Annotated in this window: 20 protein-coding genes; 14 read left to right on the top strand and 6 right to left on the bottom strand. The window is 67.2% G+C overall.

Annotation, left to right across the window (positions count from 1 at the left end; genetic code table 11):
* Positions 1–51: 51 nt before the first annotated feature.
* Entirely contained in the window at positions 52–465 is a 414-nt protein-coding gene (locus tag ALI22I_RS23295) for a hypothetical protein (RefSeq protein WP_077007634.1), read from the bottom strand.
* 83 nt (positions 466–548) lie between these two features.
* Complete coding sequence (locus ALI22I_RS23290; protein WP_077007633.1) at positions 549–866, bottom strand: hypothetical protein; 318 nt, start codon at positions 864–866, stop codon at positions 549–551.
* Positions 867–1,265: 399 nt separating this feature from the next.
* Between ALI22I_RS23290 and ALI22I_RS23285 the strand changes: the two genes are divergently transcribed.
* From ALI22I_RS23285 to ALI22I_RS23275, 3 genes are all read left to right on the top strand, one after another.
* Complete coding sequence (locus ALI22I_RS23285; RefSeq protein ID WP_077007632.1) at positions 1,266–1,715, top strand: hypothetical protein; 450 nt, start codon at positions 1,266–1,268, stop codon at positions 1,713–1,715.
* A 228-nt stretch (positions 1,716–1,943) separates the two neighbouring features.
* On the top strand, positions 1,944–2,243 hold the full coding sequence (locus tag ALI22I_RS23280) for a hypothetical protein (RefSeq protein WP_077007631.1): 300 nt from the start codon (positions 1,944–1,946) through the stop codon (positions 2,241–2,243).
* A gap of 195 nt (positions 2,244–2,438) precedes the next feature.
* Complete coding sequence (locus ALI22I_RS23275; RefSeq protein ID WP_077007630.1) at positions 2,439–3,641, top strand: helix-turn-helix domain-containing protein; 1,203 nt, start codon at positions 2,439–2,441, stop codon at positions 3,639–3,641.
* 172 nt (positions 3,642–3,813) lie between these two features.
* Here the strand turns inward: ALI22I_RS23275 and ALI22I_RS49520 are convergent, their stop codons facing one another.
* Complete coding sequence (locus tag ALI22I_RS49520) at positions 3,814–4,005, bottom strand: hypothetical protein (protein ID WP_143532374.1); 192 nt, start codon at positions 4,003–4,005, stop codon at positions 3,814–3,816.
* 592 nt (positions 4,006–4,597) lie between these two features.
* Between ALI22I_RS49520 and ALI22I_RS23265 the strand changes: the two genes are divergently transcribed.
* The 7 genes from ALI22I_RS23265 to ALI22I_RS23235 all read left to right on the top strand — a co-directional run bounded on the left by ALI22I_RS23265 (position 4,598) and on the right by ALI22I_RS23235 (position 10,916).
* Positions 4,598–4,927 (top strand): hypothetical protein, encoded by a 330-nt coding sequence (locus tag ALI22I_RS23265; RefSeq protein WP_077007629.1) that lies wholly within the window; start codon positions 4,598–4,600, stop codon positions 4,925–4,927.
* On the top strand, positions 4,920–5,258 hold the full coding sequence (locus ALI22I_RS23260; protein WP_077007628.1) for an RNA polymerase-binding protein RbpA: 339 nt from the start codon (positions 4,920–4,922) through the stop codon (positions 5,256–5,258). The genes ALI22I_RS23265 and ALI22I_RS23260 overlap by 8 nt, the downstream gene beginning before the upstream one ends.
* A 103-nt stretch (positions 5,259–5,361) precedes the next feature.
* Entirely contained in the window at positions 5,362–6,462 is a 1,101-nt protein-coding gene (locus ALI22I_RS23255; protein WP_077007627.1) for a radical SAM protein, read from the top strand.
* An 84-nt stretch (positions 6,463–6,546) separates the two neighbouring features.
* Positions 6,547–7,359: a hypothetical protein gene (locus ALI22I_RS23250; protein ID WP_143532373.1), complete on the top strand. Its 813-nt coding sequence runs from the start codon at positions 6,547–6,549 to the stop codon at positions 7,357–7,359.
* A complete protein-coding gene (serS, locus tag ALI22I_RS23245; RefSeq protein ID WP_077007625.1) occupies positions 7,352–8,596 on the top strand; it encodes a serine--tRNA ligase in 1,245 nt (414 codons plus the stop codon). The genes ALI22I_RS23250 and serS overlap by 8 nt, the downstream gene beginning before the upstream one ends.
* Complete coding sequence (locus ALI22I_RS23240) at positions 8,593–10,299, top strand: carbamoyltransferase family protein (protein WP_077007624.1); 1,707 nt, start codon at positions 8,593–8,595, stop codon at positions 10,297–10,299. Before serS ends, ALI22I_RS23240 begins: the two co-directional genes overlap by 4 nt.
* Positions 10,296–10,916 (top strand): hypothetical protein, encoded by a 621-nt coding sequence (locus ALI22I_RS23235; protein WP_077007623.1) that lies wholly within the window; start codon positions 10,296–10,298, stop codon positions 10,914–10,916. Before ALI22I_RS23240 ends, ALI22I_RS23235 begins: the two co-directional genes overlap by 4 nt.
* 264 nt (positions 10,917–11,180) lie before the next feature.
* Here ALI22I_RS23235 and ALI22I_RS23230 read toward each other — a convergent pair whose 3' ends face one another.
* Positions 11,181–12,218, bottom strand: a complete 1,038-nt coding sequence (locus tag ALI22I_RS23230; protein WP_077007622.1) for an LCP family protein — start codon at positions 12,216–12,218, stop codon at positions 11,181–11,183.
* 86 nt (positions 12,219–12,304) lie between these two features.
* On the opposite strand from ALI22I_RS23230, the gene ALI22I_RS23225 reads away from it, so the two are divergent.
* The 4 genes from ALI22I_RS23225 (at position 12,305) to ALI22I_RS23210 (ending at position 15,220) form a co-directional block, all read left to right on the top strand.
* Positions 12,305–12,697, top strand: a complete 393-nt coding sequence (locus tag ALI22I_RS23225; protein WP_143532372.1) for a DUF6542 domain-containing protein — start codon at positions 12,305–12,307, stop codon at positions 12,695–12,697.
* An 82-nt stretch (positions 12,698–12,779) separates the two neighbouring features.
* On the top strand, positions 12,780–14,633 hold the full coding sequence (locus ALI22I_RS23220; RefSeq protein WP_077007620.1) for a glycosyltransferase: 1,854 nt from the start codon (positions 12,780–12,782) through the stop codon (positions 14,631–14,633).
* 22 nt (positions 14,634–14,655) lie between these two features.
* Positions 14,656–14,886: a ribbon-helix-helix domain-containing protein gene (locus tag ALI22I_RS23215; protein ID WP_077007619.1), complete on the top strand. Its 231-nt coding sequence runs from the start codon at positions 14,656–14,658 to the stop codon at positions 14,884–14,886.
* The gene (locus tag ALI22I_RS23210) at positions 14,873–15,220 is read left to right on the top strand and encodes a type II toxin-antitoxin system PemK/MazF family toxin (RefSeq protein ID WP_077007618.1); all 348 of its coding nucleotides are present in this window, start codon (positions 14,873–14,875) and stop codon (positions 15,218–15,220) included. The genes ALI22I_RS23215 and ALI22I_RS23210 overlap by 14 nt, the downstream gene beginning before the upstream one ends.
* 39 nt (positions 15,221–15,259) lie before the next feature.
* Here the strand turns inward: ALI22I_RS23210 and ALI22I_RS23205 are convergent, their stop codons facing one another.
* Positions 15,260–15,454: a ferredoxin gene (locus ALI22I_RS23205; RefSeq protein WP_077007617.1), complete on the bottom strand. Its 195-nt coding sequence runs from the start codon at positions 15,452–15,454 to the stop codon at positions 15,260–15,262.
* Positions 15,451–16,650 (bottom strand): cytochrome P450, encoded by a 1,200-nt coding sequence (locus tag ALI22I_RS23200; protein ID WP_077007616.1) that lies wholly within the window; start codon positions 16,648–16,650, stop codon positions 15,451–15,453. Before ALI22I_RS23200 ends, ALI22I_RS23205 begins: the two co-directional genes overlap by 4 nt.
* Between the last annotated feature and the right edge of the window lie 115 nt (positions 16,651–16,765).

Raw genomic sequence — 16,765 nt, 5'->3', positions numbered from 1 at the left:
GCACGAACAGACCGCGCGTCGCTGCGCGGCAACGAGTGGTGGTGATGCGGGTCAGGCGGTCGCGGCCTCGTCGGCGTCGACGGCCTGGCGGTGCTCGATGAGCACGGCGAGATTGAGCGAGTAGACCGGCATGAGCTTGCCGCCGTTGCCGCCGCGTGCGTCGGTGGAGCGCACGTAGCGGCCGGTGGCCACGAGCAGCCCGACCGACAGCAGGCGGCGCACGGTCGCGCCGACCATCGGCGGCCGAACCCAGGCGGGCAGCTCGCCGCGCCACCGGTTGGCATTGGTCTCGCGGAACGGATCGGCCATCGCGTCCTGGACGATCACGCGGACCACCGCGCCCAGGTGCTCGGCGTTACCCGGCTCGGCGGCCAGCAGAGCGGCGATCCGCTCGACGGTGCCGCCGTAGTCCAACGGCAGCCCCACCAGGTACCGGGCGATCTCGGCGGTCAACTCCCCGACCACGCGGGGATCGCCGTCACGGGGCTTGCTGCGGCGGGTGCGGGTCCGACCGGCCCCCCGAGACCGGTCGGACCCCGCCGGGGACGTCACGCCGCGTCCAGCAACAGGAAGGTGCGGATCTCGGAGATCTCCTCGCACCTGCGCGCCAACTCCGGGTCCGCCTCCCGCACCAGGCGCGGGCTCAGCGTGATCCGCAGGGACTTGCGGTAGGACACGACAGGCACGCCGTTGACGGTGCCGACCTCGGTGTCACCGAGGCGGAGCTTGACCGCGCGCTGCACGTCCGCGCGGAACTTCTTCAGCCCGTCGAGCTGGTCTTCCACCCAGCGCAACAGGTCGAGCTGCGCGGCCAGGTCATCCACCGCGATCGACTCGGCGGCGGGAGTGGTGGTGGTCTTCGACATCGGGTTGGCCGCCCCCTCGACGGCCGATGGAACATCGGGTCGGAACGATCGGGATAACGCCGCCAGCCATCGGGCCAGCAGCGCGGTACACCGACCGGGTAAGCAGCCGTTGTCCGTCGCACGCGCGTGCACGTGACCCCCTTCCAACGGCCGGACCCCGCCACCCGTGTGGCCGAGCGGTCGTCACGTTGTGTGATCCATCTTGTGGACGCAACGACGACTGCGTCAAGGAAATTCCGCAAATCTGCGGAATTTCACTCACTGAAAGATGATCAAATGACCGACGATGCGCCCTGGTGACACGGGGTGGCGCGGCGTGACACTGCATGGCACGCGAGGATGAGCACCGCCCACCGCCACGGCACGACCTGGCAGCGACAGACAGCGAGAGAGCGAACGATGACCGCAGACACCACGCCACCCGGCGACAGCCCGCGGCCCGCCTACGCCGTCGACGCCCTCATAGCCAAAGCCAAGCCCGGCCGAAGCGTGCGCCAGATCGAACGTGACGCCGACCTTCGGGAAGGCGCGCTCGGTCACTACCTCAAACCCGCCCAACGCGGGAAGATCCCCAAGATCAAGGTCATCGAGCGGTTCGCCGCCGCCCTCGACGTCGACTTCGAGGAGATGGCCGACGCCTTCGCCGCCGACAGCTACATCCCCGGACGCACCGGCCCGGACAGCGACGACGAACACGAGCTGGTGACGCTGTACCGTTCCCTGCCTGCAACCGAACGACCGCTTGCCCGCAGGCTGCTCCGCACGCTGGTCCAGGAACACACCGAACGGCTGCGCCAAGTCTCCGGTAGGCCGGAACGTCGGGCTGACGTGCCCACCACGACCACGTGACACGGCGTGGCCCGGTGCTGCGAAGCTGTGATTTCCGCACAATCGGCGGTAAACCCGTGACGCGACCCCTGCGTCCAGGGTTGAGTGGATGACCGTTCAACTAGTGAAGGACGAAACCGCCGGATCGCTGTCCGGCCGCCAGCATCGTCCGGGGAGGGTGCGGTGCTGGCGGAAGCGCAGCACGTCGCCCTGCGCACAAACGCAGTGGGGCGTGCAGGGAGGGATGACGTGGCTAGACGCAAGAGGATCGAGCTGAGACCCGACCTCGAACACCAGTGGCACTACCAGCTCAACCCTGACGGCAGCAAGACCCTCCAGGTCCGCCCGGACTTGGGCCTCGAACTCGCCATCGACTTGGCCAACAACATGTTCGAGGACGACGAGGAACGCTGCTGTGACCGATACACGGAAGCTTCTTCGCCCGCCGCCCCACACGACTGCGCCGAGAACGCCGCTCTCACGGACGGCCCCGAACATCCCGACATCGTCAAGCCGCGAGCACCCCGGCTTCAGTGGACTGACGCCTAGGTTTCCCAGATGCGCGAAGGGGCGGCCGTCCTGGTCGCCCCGCTTCATCGCCACGCCGTCGACGGGGAAGCGTTAGGCCATGTGACCTGCTGGTACGCCAGCGGCCGTAAGCAAGGCGTCACGTCATCGACGTTCTCACCTGGGCGGGGTAGTGCGTACCGTGGGTGTTGTCCGCGACACGGGGAGGTTCCGCCGATGGACTCGGAGACCACTATCGGAGATCGCATCCGCCGCTTTCGTGGCAGGCAGATGACCCAGCAAGACCTGGCCACCAGGGCAGGGGTAAGCGTCGATGTGATCCGCAAGCTTGAGCAGAACCGTCGGGGAACGTCGATCGGCACCCTGCACAAGATCGCGCGTGCACTCGACGTCGACACGTCGTTGCTACTCGCCAAGGGCGCGTCGGTGCCGTCCGGCGAGGCAAACGCGGGCGTTGTGGCGATCCGCCACGCGCTGACCTCGGTCGATGACCTCCTCGGAGACATCGGCGGGGAAGCACTACCGCTTGACGAGGCCAAGCGCACGGTCGAGTACGCCTGGGGTGCCTACTGGGGCGGGAAGTACGAGCTGCTCGCGTCGATCCTGCCGACAGCGCTCCCCCAGGTGCGAGCCACGGTTCATGCCGCAAGCTCGGCGGAGTCGAGCCCGGCCAACGACCTGATGGCCCGGTTGTACTGGGTCACCGGTTGCACCCTCGTGCACATGGGTCAACCGGACCCGGCGTACCTCGCCATTCGGATGGCGCTGACGGCCTCGCAGGGCGCTGATGATCCTTTGTTGAACGCGACGCTGCGTGGTTCGGTCGCGTGGCAACTCCTCGTGCAAGGCCGCTATGACGAGTCGATCCGAGTGTCGACCTCCACGGCGGCGAGCATCGAACCAAGCGGCGACGTTCCGCCAGAGCATCTGTCGGCGTTCGGCAGCCTGCTGATTACCGCCGCGACGGCGGCCGGACGTGCTCGCCGAGTGGCCGAAGCACGGGATCTCATCCGATCGGCGGGTGGGGTGGCCGAGAGGATCGGTCATGACCGCGACGACTACGAGACCGCGTTCGGGCCGAGCCAGGTCATCATGCAAACCGTGGACGTCCACGTGGTGACGGAGAACTACGCCGACGCCCTCGACGTGGCCAAGAAGATGCCCCGCGACGCGGGGTTGCCGCTAGCGTCCAGCGCCCGCCACCTGGCTGACCGCGCCTACGCACTCGCGCGGCTCGGTCATGATCAGAAGGCGCTCGACACCTTGCTGACGATGGAACGCATGGCGCCCGATTGGGTTCGCTACCAGACGTTGCCGAAGCTCGTGGTCGGCGAGCTGGTCGAAAACCACAAGCGTCGCGTCAACGCGTCATCGCTGTTCGGGCTCGCGCGTCGGCTGGGCGTGCCGTCGATCACCTGATTGCGGAACCGAGGTAGGACGCGCCGTCCTACCGGACCCAAACCGATTACTCATAGCGTCACTTCCATCACGGGGAGGTGGCGCTATGAGTGTCTTCGGGAGTGTTCCCAAGTTGGACACAGCCGATGGGAGCGACAGTGTGGCCGAGGTGACGGAGGAGAGCGCGCCGCCGTCATCTCCGCACCAGTGGTCCGTGCCGTGCGGCGATGTACTCGGACGCCGCCGACAACTCGACGTCGTGTTCCTTCCGACGGGTGTGATGTTGCAGGCTCCAGAGGGGGGTCTTGCTCTTCTGGACCGCCGCGACCTCGATGCGTTGCTGGTGCGCCTCGCGCAGCACTCGGGCCACATCCGCCCGCAGCACCCCCGTTCGCCTGCGAGCGCGTGATGCACCGGGAACTGGAGCAGTCCCTACGGGCGGATCTGGCAGCAGTCGCACGCATGGTCGACGTCGGCAGCGATGACGCGGTAGCAGCCGTGGCCCGGTCGGAAATGCCGCGCTTGCTCCGTGCACTGCACGCGCTACTCGATGCGCACCAGCCGGACGCGAACGGCCGGTGCCCGACTTGTCGTGACAGGCGTTTCTGGCGGCTTCACTACTGGCGACGGCCCAACGTGCCGTGCCGGGCCTTCCTCGCCGCGCGCCTCGCCTGGACGGCCTCGGACGAGATCCAAAGCAGCCACTCGAACGACCGTCGATCATCCGAGCCAGCCGCCTAACTCTCGACCACCGGCCCTCTCCCGACGAGGAGCCGGCGCGTCGGGCCAGGGCGCGCACCTCCCCCACCCAACTCGCGGGTGCGCGTCCTGGCCCGGTCCACGACCTACGGAGACACCATGCCAATGACGATCACAGCGACCGGCGGAACGACCTTCCGCGTGCTGTCAGTCAAGAGCCTCTACCAGGCGTGCGGAGATGGTCGACTCGGGACCAGGCGCGCGGCAGGGCGGCAGCGGTGAGCACCCCGGAGTTGATCGCGCGTCTGAGGCGCGAAGCCGGTTTCGGGATGCTGCCGTTGTTGAGTTCGACCGGCGAGGTCGCTGGGCTGCATTTCCACAGGTTTGCGCAGAACCACATCTACGTCGTGCAGGCGTGGGAGGACAGCTACGCGGCTGTCGCCTGCGTGCCGGATGCGCCGGACCTGATCACGCCGTTTGCGCCCGTTCGGTCGACTTACGTGCACGTCGGGACCTTCGCCCAGGTTGCGAGGAAGGTCCTGTCGCCTGTTCCTCGCCACGCTGCTGAGCCCGATCTGGACCAGGACCGGGGGGAGTTCTGTGCATAACGTTGCGTTCCGGGGACGACGGCTCGGTGCCGGTGCCGGTGCCGGAAGTCTTGAGAACGAGGATGTCGAGCCCGCGCCGCGCCGCTTGCTGCGGTTCGCCTGCCCCAAGGGGCACGAGTTCGAGGTTCCCTTCGCCGAAGACGCCGAACTGCCTCGTACCTGGGATTGCAGGAGGCACGGCGCTGAGTCTGAGCGTGTCGATGCCGCTCAGGAGCAACGGAAGGTCAAGCCGCCCCGCACGCATTGGGACATGTTGCTGGAACGACGTTCGATCGCCGACCTGGAGGCGCTGCTGGATGAGCGCTTGGTCGAGCTGCGAGAGCAACGCTGAACAACCCTCGGTGGATCTATACCCACCGCTGTCAGGTCGATACGTTCCGTACACGGCACTGTGCCGCGTCCGCGTCGTGATCACTAAAGAGGGAGAGCACTAGATGCTCGTCATGGACAACCGCTACGCACCCGGTATGCGCAAGTGGAACCTGCGGTTCGGGCTGACGTCCCGCTGCAACATCCGCTGTCGGTACTGCCTCCCCGCAGGACCGCAGGGCGTGATCACCCAACCGTCGTTAGAGGAAGCCGTGCAGGTCCTCCAGGCCGGGTACGACGTGGGCATCAGGCGGGTGCACTACACCGGGGGCGAGCCGACCGTCCGCCGCGACTTCCTGGACATCGTCCGGGCCGCGAAGGAGATCGGGTTCACGCAGCAGATCGTGACGACGAACGGGTACCGGCTTCACCGCATCATCGACGAGGCGGTTGACGCCGGGCTGACCCGAGCGATCATCAGCATCGACACCCTTGACGAACAGAAGAACCTGTTCATCACCAGGGCGAACTTCCTCAACGACACGCTCCGCAGCATCGAGCGGTCCGTGGAGCTGCTGCCGACCATGACGAAGTTGTCGTGCGTCACGATGCGGAGCACCCTGGACGAGCTGCCCGCGTTCGTGGCCTTCGCCCAGGACCTCAACAGCCGCGGCGGCCCCGGGCAACTGGCGATCAAGCTCAACCAGTTCTTCCCGTCCAACCCGGCCCAGCTCTCCGACGACGGCGAGCAGTTCTGGAAAGACCAGTTCGTGGACGAGGAGACCATCCTCGCGGCGCTGGCCAAGGCGGGCGAGCTGAAGCCGGTGCCGCGCGAGTCGATCGAGGGTGACAACCCGAGCTACAACTACTACGAGATCGGCGACACGGGGGTGAAGGTTGCCGTCCTGGCCATGTTCTCCTGGAACTACCCGTGCGGCGGCTGCATGAAGCTGCGCATCAGCCCCCAGGGCCTGGCCACGATCTGCATCAGCCAGAAGAACCCGCCCAAGCTGTGGGGCACGACGCTGGACGAGAAGCGCGCGTTGTTCGCCCAGATGACGGGGTACCGGGAAAGCCCGCAGTTCGAGGAAGACTTCCCGAACCGCCGCCACTACCGGGAGCAGCTCGGCGAGCTTCGCTTCGACAAGGTCGTAGGCCCGCAGAAGCCGATCGTCCACTTCCAGAGCATCCTCACGCGCCAGCAGATCGAGTCGCAGGAGGTCTGACCGGTGGGAGTGGACCGGCTGTGCTTCGGCACGAGCACTTTCGTCGCTGGGCGTCTTCGTCCCGAGAAGGAGTCCGAGCCGGGGATGGCGGCCTTGCACGCTGCCGTCTCGGCTGGGGTGCGGCTGGTCCACTCCAACCCGAAACTGGGCACCCAATGGGCCGTGCGTCGCGTGCTCGACTCGGCGTCGACGGCGGATGTCTCGCACCTGGTCAAGGCTGAGGTTCCACTGGGAGCGGACCTCGCAACGATGCGGTCGCGGATCATGCTCGCCATCGAGGAGAGCTGCACGAACCTCGGTGTTGACCAGTTGCGCGCCGTTACCGTCGAGATCGACCTGAAGCGCACCCAGGACCAGGCGCTCCTCGTGAACTCGCAGGCGGTCATGGAGTTCTACGCCAATGCTGCGGAGGTCGTGCGTGGGTCGGGTCGGGTCAGCCAGGTGATCGCCTACTGCCACTCACCCGCACACCTGGCTGCCGCTTCGCTCGCCGAGGACGTGCATGGTGTTGCGGCTCAGTACAACGTGGCCGAACCTTGGCCCGCGCTGTTTCTGGACGACATCGAGCGGCGTGGATTGCAGTTCGTAGGCATGTCGCCACTGCGCAGAGGCACGCTGGCCGCTCATCCATCCGGCGCAGCCGACTTGACACCCCTCCGCTGGGTTGTGACAGAACCTCGCATTTCTTCTGTCGTGATCACCATGTCCTCACCGCGCCATCTGCGACAAGTCATCAAAGCTGTTCGATCACCGTTGGAGGCACCATCAGTTCACGAACTGGCCTCGGCCTGGTTGAACGCTCAGCACCGTCACGCATCACCCGAAGGAACTGGCTGGTCACCCGCCGATAGGCTCTTATCGAGCTATCTACCAGCCCAGGAGGACCCTCGTGATTGACATCGCTCTGCTTCGGAACGATCCCGACGTCGTCCGGCGCTCGGTGTCCTCTCGCGGCTCCGACGTTGACGTGGACAAGTTGATCGAGGTCGATGCCGAGCTGCGGCAGAAGACCGTCCAGGCCGAACAGCTCCGTGCGAAGCAGAAGGCCCAGCCCAAGGGCGGCCAGGTCGACATCGAGGCAGCGAAGGCGCTCAAGGAGGAGTTGAGGCAGCTCAACGAGGACGTTCGGCTCCTCCAGGAAACGCGTGACGACATGTGGGCACGGCTGCCGAACCTGCTCGCCGAGGACACGCCTCCCGGCGATGATGACGAAGGCAACGTCGAGCTTCGCCGAGTCGGCAATCCCGTCGAACCCGACGAGGCCCGCGCTCACGAGGCCGTGGCGAATCGCCTCGGGGGGATCTTCGACTTGGCTCGCGGCGCTGCGGTCGCGGGCTCCGGCTTCTACTACTGGCGGGGTGCGGGTGCGCGCCTGGCGTGGGCGGTGTTCTCCTACACCCAAGACCTCCTGGTCCAGCGTGGATTCACCCCGATGCTCACGCCGCTGATGGCGCGTGATCACGTGTTCTTCGGCACTGGCTACCTGCCGTTCTTTGCGGACCAGACGTACAAGATCGAGGGCTCCGACCTCTCGATGATCGGCACCTCCGAGCAGACTCTGATCGGCTACTACGGCGACACCATCATCGACGCGGACGACCTGCCGATCCTGGCCACGGCGTTTACGCCCTGCTTCCGCACCGAAGCAGGTGCGGCCGGTCGTACCAACCGGGGTGGCTACCGGGTACACCAGTTCCACAAGGTCGAGCAAATCGTCATCTGCGCCCCGGAGGACTCCGAGCACTGGCTGAACGAGTGCCAGCGCAACGCCGAGGACCTGCTGACCAGCCTGGAACTCCCGTTCCGGACGGTGCGCGTGTGCGTGGGTGACCTGGGCGCTCCGGCGTTCAAGAAGTACGACACGGAGACGTGGTTCCCGTCGTTCGGGGCCTACCGCGAGACGCACTCCAACAGCAACCTCACCGACTTCCAGTCTCGACGGTTCAAGATCCGGTTCCGCCGCGACGGCAAGTCGGTGTTCCCGCACACGATCTCCGCGACCGGAATCACCGACCGCGCCGTGCTCGCCATCCTGGAGAACAACGTGCAGGCCGACGGGTCTGTCGTCGTCCCCGAGGTCCTGCGCCGGTACCTCGGCGGCATGGAGCGTATTGAGGTGCCGACCAAGTCATGAGCAGACCGGTCCTCGGCGTCAACTTCGGTACGCACGACGCAGCAGCCGCAGTTGTCGCCGAGGGCCGCGTACTGGCCGCGGGCGAGGAAGAGCGGTTCAGCCGCGCCAAGCACACCAAGGCGTTCCCGGAAGGCGCGATCCGTTACTGCCTCGATGAGGCGGGCCTTGAACCTCGGGACGTCGACCGGGTGGCGCTGTTCGTTGACCCGCGCAGGCATCTGCTGTTGCCGTTGACCAACCTCTACCACGGCTTTCCTGCGTCGCTCGGTTCGCTCATCTCCGACCTCGGGAAATTCCGCTATCGCAACGCCGCGCCGGGCCGTATCCGCTCGTCGGGCATGTTCCACCCAGAGTGCCGCGTCGTGCCGGTGGTCCACCACCGAGCGCACGCCGCGAGTGCTTACCTGATGTCGCCGTTCGATGACGCCCTAGTTGTCACCATCGACGGGCGCGGGGAGTACGAAACAGCGTGCATATTCGAGGGGCGCGGCGGCGTTGTCGTGCGGCGGCACAGCATCGTCTACCCGCACTCGATCGGCTACCTCTACAGCATGATCACCCGGTATCTCGGGTTCCGACCGCAGCGAGACGAGTACAAGGTCATGGGCCTGGCCGCCTACGGCTCGTCCAGCCTGCAAGCGAAGGTCAACCGGCTTGCGCGGTTCGATGACATGACGGGCCGCTTCCGGCTTGACCTCGCCTATTTCGACCACCACTCCCGGCCCAGCGGCGCACGGCAGCTCTACAGCGCCCGGCTCGTTGATCTCCTCGGCCCACCCCGCGAACCTGGGGAGGAAATCACCGACCGGCACCGCGACGTGGCTCACGCGCTCCAGAGGCTCACCGAAGATCTCATCGGCCGCTACCTCGCCTTCGCACAGCGGCTGGTGCCGCTGCGGAACTTATGCCTAGCGGGCGGGGTTGCGCTGAACGGCGTTGCCAACGCGGCAGTGCTCGACTCCGGACGGTTCGATCAGGTGTACGTCCAGCCGGCCGCGAACGACGCCGGAACCTCACTCGGAGCGGCGCTGCTTGTCGACGCCAGCAGGGACCGGCACACGCTGCGGGACGCCTTCCTCGGCCCGAGCTACGACGAGCACACAATCCAGACCGCGCTGAAAGCGCTCCCGGAGGACTACCGGATCAGGCGCACTGAGCGCGCGTACCAGCGCGCCGCCGAACTCATCCACGAAGGCAAGGTCATCGGGTGGTTCCAGGGTCGGATGGAGTTCGGCCCGCGTGCCTTGGGTGCCCGAAGCATCCTGGCCACCGCGACCGATCCGAACATGGTCGACCGGATCAACGCGCTCATCAAACGCCGTGAACTGTTCCGTCCGCTGGCGCCCGCGGTGCTCTCCGAGCACGCCGCCGACTACTTCGACATCAGGGACTCCGGCCGTCTGATGTACCCGTTCATGCTCGCTACGGCCGCCGTCCACCACGGCAAGCGCGCCCTGATTCCCTCAGTCGTGCACGTCGACGGCTCTGCCCGAGTGCAAACCGTAGAGCGACAGGCCAACCCGTATCTCTGGTCGGTGATCAAGGCTTACGAGGACCTGTCGGGCGTCCCGGTGGTCCTCAACACCTCGTTCAACGGTGCGGACGAGCCCATCGTGTGCAGCCCTGCCGACGCCGTCCGCACCTTCCAGACGTGCGGGCTCGACGCCCTCGTGATCGGTTCCTATGTCGTGGAGCGCCCGTGACCAGCAACAGCGAGTTACTTATCGTCTACCGGCCGGATGGCGTGGACCGCCACTGCACCGAGGAAGAGACCGATCGTGCCTTGACCGCGTGGACGGCGTTGCTCTGCTGGCTTCGCGGAGCCGACCCGGACGAGTTGCCTGAATCCGAGGTGATCGGGCACGTCGCGCGCAAGGCTGCGCTCCGGATGCCGAGGTTCCCCGACTACGACCTACATCTGTGGCTCGAACACGCGGGCAAACTCGACCGTCTGCCCAGCGGTGACCGGCCCGGCGCTTTGGCCCTGCCGGACCTCGTGAACGTCATGTTGGCCAGCGTTCAGCTCCAACGGACATGGCAGCAAAGGTGCTGGCTTAACCGGGTAGCGATCGAGATGCTGTATGGCCGTGCCGCATCCTTCCAGCGTCATCGGCACATGCTCGTGCCCGCGTTGCTCGATGGGCCGGTGGCGATCGAACGGTGGACGGGGCATCGAGTTGAACTCGGACTGGCGGTCAAGCTACTCGTGCGGAAGGTGCTTTCCGCTACTGCCATCACCAACCTCATCCACGTGGAGGTCACAACAGCGGCCAAGGCTGCGGACGTGGTGAAGGCTGTGGAAGTCCCGATCCCGCACTGACGCTGCGGGTAGCCCAGGGCCACACAGGCGTGTGGCCCTGGCTCCTGGTCAGTCTGACCCCCACTGGTTGGCTCCCTTGGGGCCAACGGCCCTGATGGCTAGCTCAGGCCCCTCAGCAGCAACAATAGAGTTCTCATGCTGTGTAGTTAGCTCCACCAAGCTGAGCAGCCGGAACAGTACCTGACAAGATCAGCTCTCGATCACGCGTCAATGGCCGATGGGTTACGGGTACCTGCCGGCCAGGCCTCGGGCTTCGGTAGTCGGTCAGTCCACGCAAGGGATGGTGGGTGGCTGGGCGGAGGCGCCGGATGGGGCGGGTGGGGAGAGGGCGGAGGCTACGGCGGCGCGGATGGCGGGTTGGGCGTCTACTGACGGGTCGCTTTCCAGCGGGAGCGTTTGGAAGTGGATGCCTGGGACGCCCTGTACTAGGGAGAGGACGTCCGCGCCTTCTGACAGCACTACGTTCTGCTTGGCGACCTCGGCTACCGGGCCCAGGGCGCTTACGCCCTGGTCGCGCATTCGATGCAGGACGGCGCTTAAGAACGCCTGTTGGCGGCGTGTGCGGTCCAGGTCGCCGTTGGTCAGGCCGTGACGTTGGCGCACGAAGGCCAAAGCCTGTTCGGCGGTCAGGTGCTGTCTGCCGGCGGGGAAGCGGGCGCCTGAGTACTCGTCGTCCGACGTCGCCGCGTTCAGGCAGACCTCCACCCCTCCCAACACCTGTGCCAGGTGGTAGAAGCCGACCATGCTCACCTCGGCGATGTGATCCACCGGCACATCCAGGAACGACCGCACGGTCTCCACTTGCGCCCGTCGCCCGGCCTCACGTCCCAGCCACTCGACCTCTGCGGGGTCCCGCCGCACGCGATCGGCTGCCAGGTGCTTTTCCGTGGCGTCCTTCGCCCTCCCGTACGCCTCCTTCACCTTTCCGTGCTGCGGGCCGCCGGGGATACCCAGCAGCGGGGCGTGGTTGTCCCGCGGTAGGGACAGGGCGGTTGCTGCCGATCCGTTCGACGGCACGTGCAGCAGGATCAACGTGTTCGCGTTGTACCCGCCCCGGTCCACATCCCCCGCGTGCAACGCCTCCATCACCTCATCGGACGGCACCCCGCCGTCCAGGTCGCGCCGCGTGGTCAAGCCCATCACCAAGACGTTCACGCCGGACGTCGACTTCACGTCGTCCGCACGCACCGCCTGCGAGCGCCGCACTCCCGTGTCGACGTCCTGGTACGTCGTCCACGCCACCCCGGCGGCCACGAGCACCGTCACCGACAGCAGCACCCATGTGGTCCGCGCCACGACCATGACTGTTCTGCGCAACATCCAAGCCCCCCATGACGTCCCCTAACCTAGATTCCTACAGACGCTGGGGGCGTGGCGTGGTTGACCGCATGGCTCATCTGCCGAGCATGGCGGCCGTCGCCGTGTCGGCTGTCTTCACCTCCGTGGGAATCTGGCTCGACGGCGAGCAACCTGGCGTGGTGCTCGGCGTCCTGATGGTGTTCGGCGCGTTGCTCGCCGCCGCGATGGTGCGCCCGGTCGGGCTGTGGACCGTGGTTCCCGCACCCCCGTTGCTCTACGCGGGGCTCGTGGTGGCCGTGGCCGCGTTGCAGGGGAAGTCCTTGGGGGAGTTGACGATTCTCGTCGCGCCACCGGTGGTCCGCGCGTTCCCGCACCTCGCGGTGGCGGTGGGCGTCGGTCTGCTGGTCGCGCTGGCGAGGCTGGGGGGATTGTGGTGGAGGAGCAGGTCTTCGTCGACCGGACGGGGAGACGCCGTGGGTTGATGCGCGCGGCGAGCATCGCGTTGGCGACATCGTTGTTCAGCTTGTCCGCGCTGATGGCGGCGACGCTGTTCGAGCACGTCAGGTGAGAGCGCACTGGATCTCGTTGCTGCTGGGGCTCGGTTTGCTGATGGGTGCGTTGAGCTTCCACGCCTACGCCACGTCGCTGCCCGATGAGCCGATCAGAGCAACGATCACCGGCGAGCCGGTGGTGGACGGCACGGCGGCACTGGTGTTCCACGGCGGCCCGCACCCGCGCTGGACGTCGCGCGTGCTCGACAAACTCGCCGCGCGGGACATGAAGGCGACGTTCTTCGTGGTCGGCGCACAGGTCAACGAACACCCGGAGCTGGTGCGGCGGATGGTCGCCGAGGGCCACGAGGTCGGCGTCTCGGGGTTCCGCTCGGGTGAGACGACCAGACTCGGCACGGCGTTCGCGCAGAACGCCCTGGCCGATACCGTGAACGTCCACACAGGACTGTCGGAACCCGAGCCGGACACGCCGGACCTGCACCGCTACGACGCGAAGCAGATCGCCGCCGACCTGGACCCGGATCGCGTCATCCGGCTGCACGTCACCAGCACCACACCGGGCGTGATCGACCTGCTGGCCGACGCGCTGCCCGACCGCCGCTTCACCACCCTGACGACCGCGACCGGCCGGGGCGCCGCGATGAGCGACGCCTGGTTCGGCGCACGGGTCACCGGCTACGCGCAGTCGTGGTCGCAACGCCACGGCGACGTGGTCGCCACCATCCTCGGCATCATCTGCGCCGTTGTTGCCGTGTTCGCGTTGCTGCGCACCGTGATGCAACTCGGCCTCGCCCACACCTCACGCCGCCTGCACCGCGAGATCGAGGTCCGACCGCACGCACCACCGGTGTCGGTGATCGTCCCCGCCTACAACGAGGCGGCGAACATCGCCGCCGCCGTCCGGTCGATCGTGAACTCCGAGCACCCCGCCGACGTGGAGGTGGTCGTGGTCGACGACGGCTCGACCGACGGCACCGCGCAGGTGGTCGAGGCGCTGAACCTGCCCGGCGTGCGGGTGGTGAGCCAGTCGAACCTGGGCAAGTTCGCCGCCCTCAACGCGGGCATCGCGCTGGCCAGGCACGACGCGTTGGTGCTGGTGGACGGCGACACCGTGTTCGAGCCGGACACCGTCTCCAAGGTGGTGCGCCCGCTCGGCGACACCGGCGTCGGCGCGGTGTCGGGCAACGTCAAGGTCGCCAACCGGGGCGGTCTGCTCGGCCGGTGGCAGCACCTGGAGTACTGCGCGGGCTCGAACCTGGACCGGCAGATCCTCAACGCGCTGGAGTGCATCCCGACCATCCCCGGCGCGATCGGGGCGTTCCGCCGGGACGCGGTGGACGAGGTCGGCGGGATCAGCCCGGACACGCTGGCCGAGGACACCGACCTGACCATGGCGATCACCCGTGCCGGGTGGCGGGTGGTGTACGAGCCGGCGGCGCGCGCGTGGACCGAGGTGCCGACGAGCGCGCGCGGGCTCTACAAGCAGCGGTACCGCTGGTCGTACGGGACGTTCCAGTCGATGTGGAAGCACCGGCCCGCGCTGCGCGAGGAGGGCCGGATGGGGCGGTTCGGGCTGTTGTACCTGCTGGTCTTCCACGTCGTGCTGCCGGTGTTGGCGCCCGCGCTGGACGTGTACGTGCTGTACGGGGCGTTCGTGGCGGACGCGCCGTGGGCGTTGGTGATCTGGGCGGCGTTCCTGGCCGTGCAGACGGCCAGTGCCGGCTACGCGCTGCGGCTCGACGGCGAGTCGCTCAAACCGCTCTGGGCGTTCCCACTCCAGCAGCTGGCGTACCGGCAGCTGACCTACCTCGTGGTGGTCCAGTCGCTGGTCACGGCGTTGCACGGGACGCCGCTGAAGTGGCAGACGGCACGGCGCAGTGGGCTGGCGGAGGTAGCTACCGGGTAATACCGGAGGTAGCATCAGGGGTATGAAAATCAGTGTGAGCCTTCCCGAGGAAGACGTAGAGTTCGTTGATCACTACCTGCGGCAACATCGCAGCGCCTCGCGATCGTCGGTGATACACCAGGCGATCACGATGTTGCGCGAAGCCGGCCTGGAGAACGCCTACGCGAACGCGTGGGAAGAGTGGGAAGCCGGGGGAGAAGCCGACATGTGGGACGTGACCGCGCAAGACGGTGTCCTCGATGCGGCGAGGTGACATCTACTGGGTGGACCTGGACCCGGCGCAGGGCGCCGAGGCGAACAAGATCCGCCCGGCCGTGGTCGTGAGCAACGACGCGGCGAACCGGGCCGCCGGCCGTGGCGGTCGAGGTGTGGTGACCGTCGTGCCCATCACCTCCAACACCGCCAGGGTGTACCCGTTCCAAGTGCTGCTGCCCGCCAAGGACTGCGGGCTCGGCGCGGACTCCAAGGCGCAGGCCGAGCAGGTGCGCACGGTCACCGCGGCCAGGCTCCGCGCCCGGATCGGCGGCCTGCCGCCCGCGGTGCTCAAGCAGCTGGACGAAGCCCTGCGCGTGCACCTCTCCCTGTAGCCCGCTGGGACCGCCCGAAGGCGGCCCCAGCAGCCCCCGTCACTCCACTACGCGGATGGCGCCGGCCGGGCACAGGTGTGCCGCTTCACGCGCCGACTTCTCGTGCTCGACCGGAGGCGACGGCTGCAGCAGCACGACCGTGCCGTCCACCTCGTCCTGGTCGAACACCGCCGAGTCGGTCAACGCGCACATGCCCGACCCCGCGCACCGCTCCGGATCCACCTCGATCTTCACGAGAACTCCACCGGCAGCTCGTGCACCCCGTAGATGGCCATGTCGTCCCGCATCCGCACCTCCTCGGCGGGTACCGCGAGCCGCAGGTCCGGGAACTCCCGGAACAGCGCCGTGAACCCGACCCTCATCTCGATCCTGGCCAACTGCTGCCCGAGACACTGGTGCACGCCGTGGCCGAACCCGATGTGCCCGCCCGCGGGCCGGTGGATGTCGAACTCGTCCGGCCGCTCGAACCGCGCCGGGTCCCGGTTGGCGGCGGCGACGGAGATCGAGACCGACTCGCCGGCCCGGACCACCACACCACCGATCTCGATGTCCTCCAACGCGGTGCGGATCGTGCCGAACTGGATGATCGACAGGTACCGCATCAGCTCCTCGACCGCGTTGTCCACCAACGACGGGTCGGCCCGCAGCGCCGCCAACTGCTCGGGGTGCTGCAGCAGCAGCAACGTGCCGAGACCCAGCATGTTCGCCGTGGTCTCGTGCCCTGCGACGAGGAGGAGCATCCCCATGTTGGCGATCTCCTCGTCGGTCAGCTCACCGGTGGCGATCAACCCGGACAGCATGTCGTCGCCCGGCGTGACGCGCTTGCGTTGCGCCAGCCGGAACACGAACGCCTCCAGCTGGTCGAACGCCTCCATGATCTCCTCGAACGTGGAGTCCAGGCTCAGCGCCTTCGCGGTGTCCTTCTGGAACGACTCGCGCTCCTCGTAAGGCACCCCCAGCAGCTCGCAGATCACCAACGACGGCACCGGCAGCGCGAAGTTCGCCACCAGGTCCACCGGCGAACCGGCAGCGCGCATCGCGGCCAGGTGATCGGCCACGATCTGCTCGATCCGCGGCATTAGCTGGTTCATCCGCCGCACGGTGAACTGCCCGGTCAACAGCTTGCGGTACCGGGTGTGGTCGGGCGCGTCCATCCCGATGAACATGCCCGGCTTGGCGGGCGGCCGTTGCGTGACCGCCTTGCCCCCGACCGGTCGCGGTGAGTGCTGCAACTCGGCCCGGCTGCTGAACCGCCGGTCCGCGTGCACCTCCCGGGCCAGCTCGTAACTGGTCACGAGCCACCCCAGGTGCCCGTCGGGGAACGTCATCCGGCTGATCGGCGCCGTCTCGCGGAGCAACCCCAACTCCGCGGGCGGGTCGAACTGCGTGCTGCGTTCGGTCGGCAGCTCGGAGTACAGCGTTTCGGTCATCTCGCACACCTCCCAGTGCGTTCAGGGACCTACCTTCGCAAACTACAGAAAATTCACGAAGCCATGAAGTAAATAAGCTGTAAGGGAACGGGCTTAGTACGAGTGATAGCAGGTG

It is taken from the genome of Saccharothrix sp. ALI-22-I (assembly GCF_001984175.1).
Lineage (GTDB): Bacteria > Actinomycetota > Actinomycetes > Mycobacteriales > Pseudonocardiaceae > Actinosynnema.
Note: the sequence above shows the minus strand (reverse complement) of the source record. Positions and strands in the feature narration are given on the sequence as shown.

What these genes read in the sequence shown, in the direction of transcription:
- ALI22I_RS23230 (WP_077007622.1), bottom strand. Translation starts at nt 12,218, where the DNA reads ATGGTCGTGGCGCGGACCACATGGGTGCTGCTGTCGGTGACGGTGCTC.
- ALI22I_RS23215 (WP_077007619.1), top strand. Translation starts at nt 14,656, where the DNA reads ATGAAAATCAGTGTGAGCCTTCCCGAGGAAGACGTAGAGTTCGTTGAT.
- ALI22I_RS23285 (WP_077007632.1), top strand. Translation starts at nt 1,266, where the DNA reads ATGACCGCAGACACCACGCCACCCGGCGACAGCCCGCGGCCCGCCTAC.
- ALI22I_RS23255 (WP_077007627.1), top strand. Translation starts at nt 5,362, where the DNA reads ATGCTCGTCATGGACAACCGCTACGCACCCGGTATGCGCAAGTGGAAC.
- ALI22I_RS23250 (WP_143532373.1), top strand. Translation starts at nt 6,547, where the DNA reads ATGGCGGCCTTGCACGCTGCCGTCTCGGCTGGGGTGCGGCTGGTCCAC.
- ALI22I_RS23225 (WP_143532372.1), top strand. Translation starts at nt 12,305, where the DNA reads ATGGCTCATCTGCCGAGCATGGCGGCCGTCGCCGTGTCGGCTGTCTTC.
- ALI22I_RS23290 (WP_077007633.1), bottom strand. Translation starts at nt 866, where the DNA reads ATGTCGAAGACCACCACCACTCCCGCCGCCGAGTCGATCGCGGTGGAT.
- ALI22I_RS23200 (WP_077007616.1), bottom strand. Translation starts at nt 16,650, where the DNA reads ATGACCGAAACGCTGTACTCCGAGCTGCCGACCGAACGCAGCACGCAG.
- ALI22I_RS23210 (WP_077007618.1), top strand. Translation starts at nt 14,873, where the DNA reads ATGCGGCGAGGTGACATCTACTGGGTGGACCTGGACCCGGCGCAGGGC.
- ALI22I_RS23275 (WP_077007630.1), top strand. Translation starts at nt 2,439, where the DNA reads ATGGACTCGGAGACCACTATCGGAGATCGCATCCGCCGCTTTCGTGGC.
- ALI22I_RS23240 (WP_077007624.1), top strand. Translation starts at nt 8,593, where the DNA reads ATGAGCAGACCGGTCCTCGGCGTCAACTTCGGTACGCACGACGCAGCA.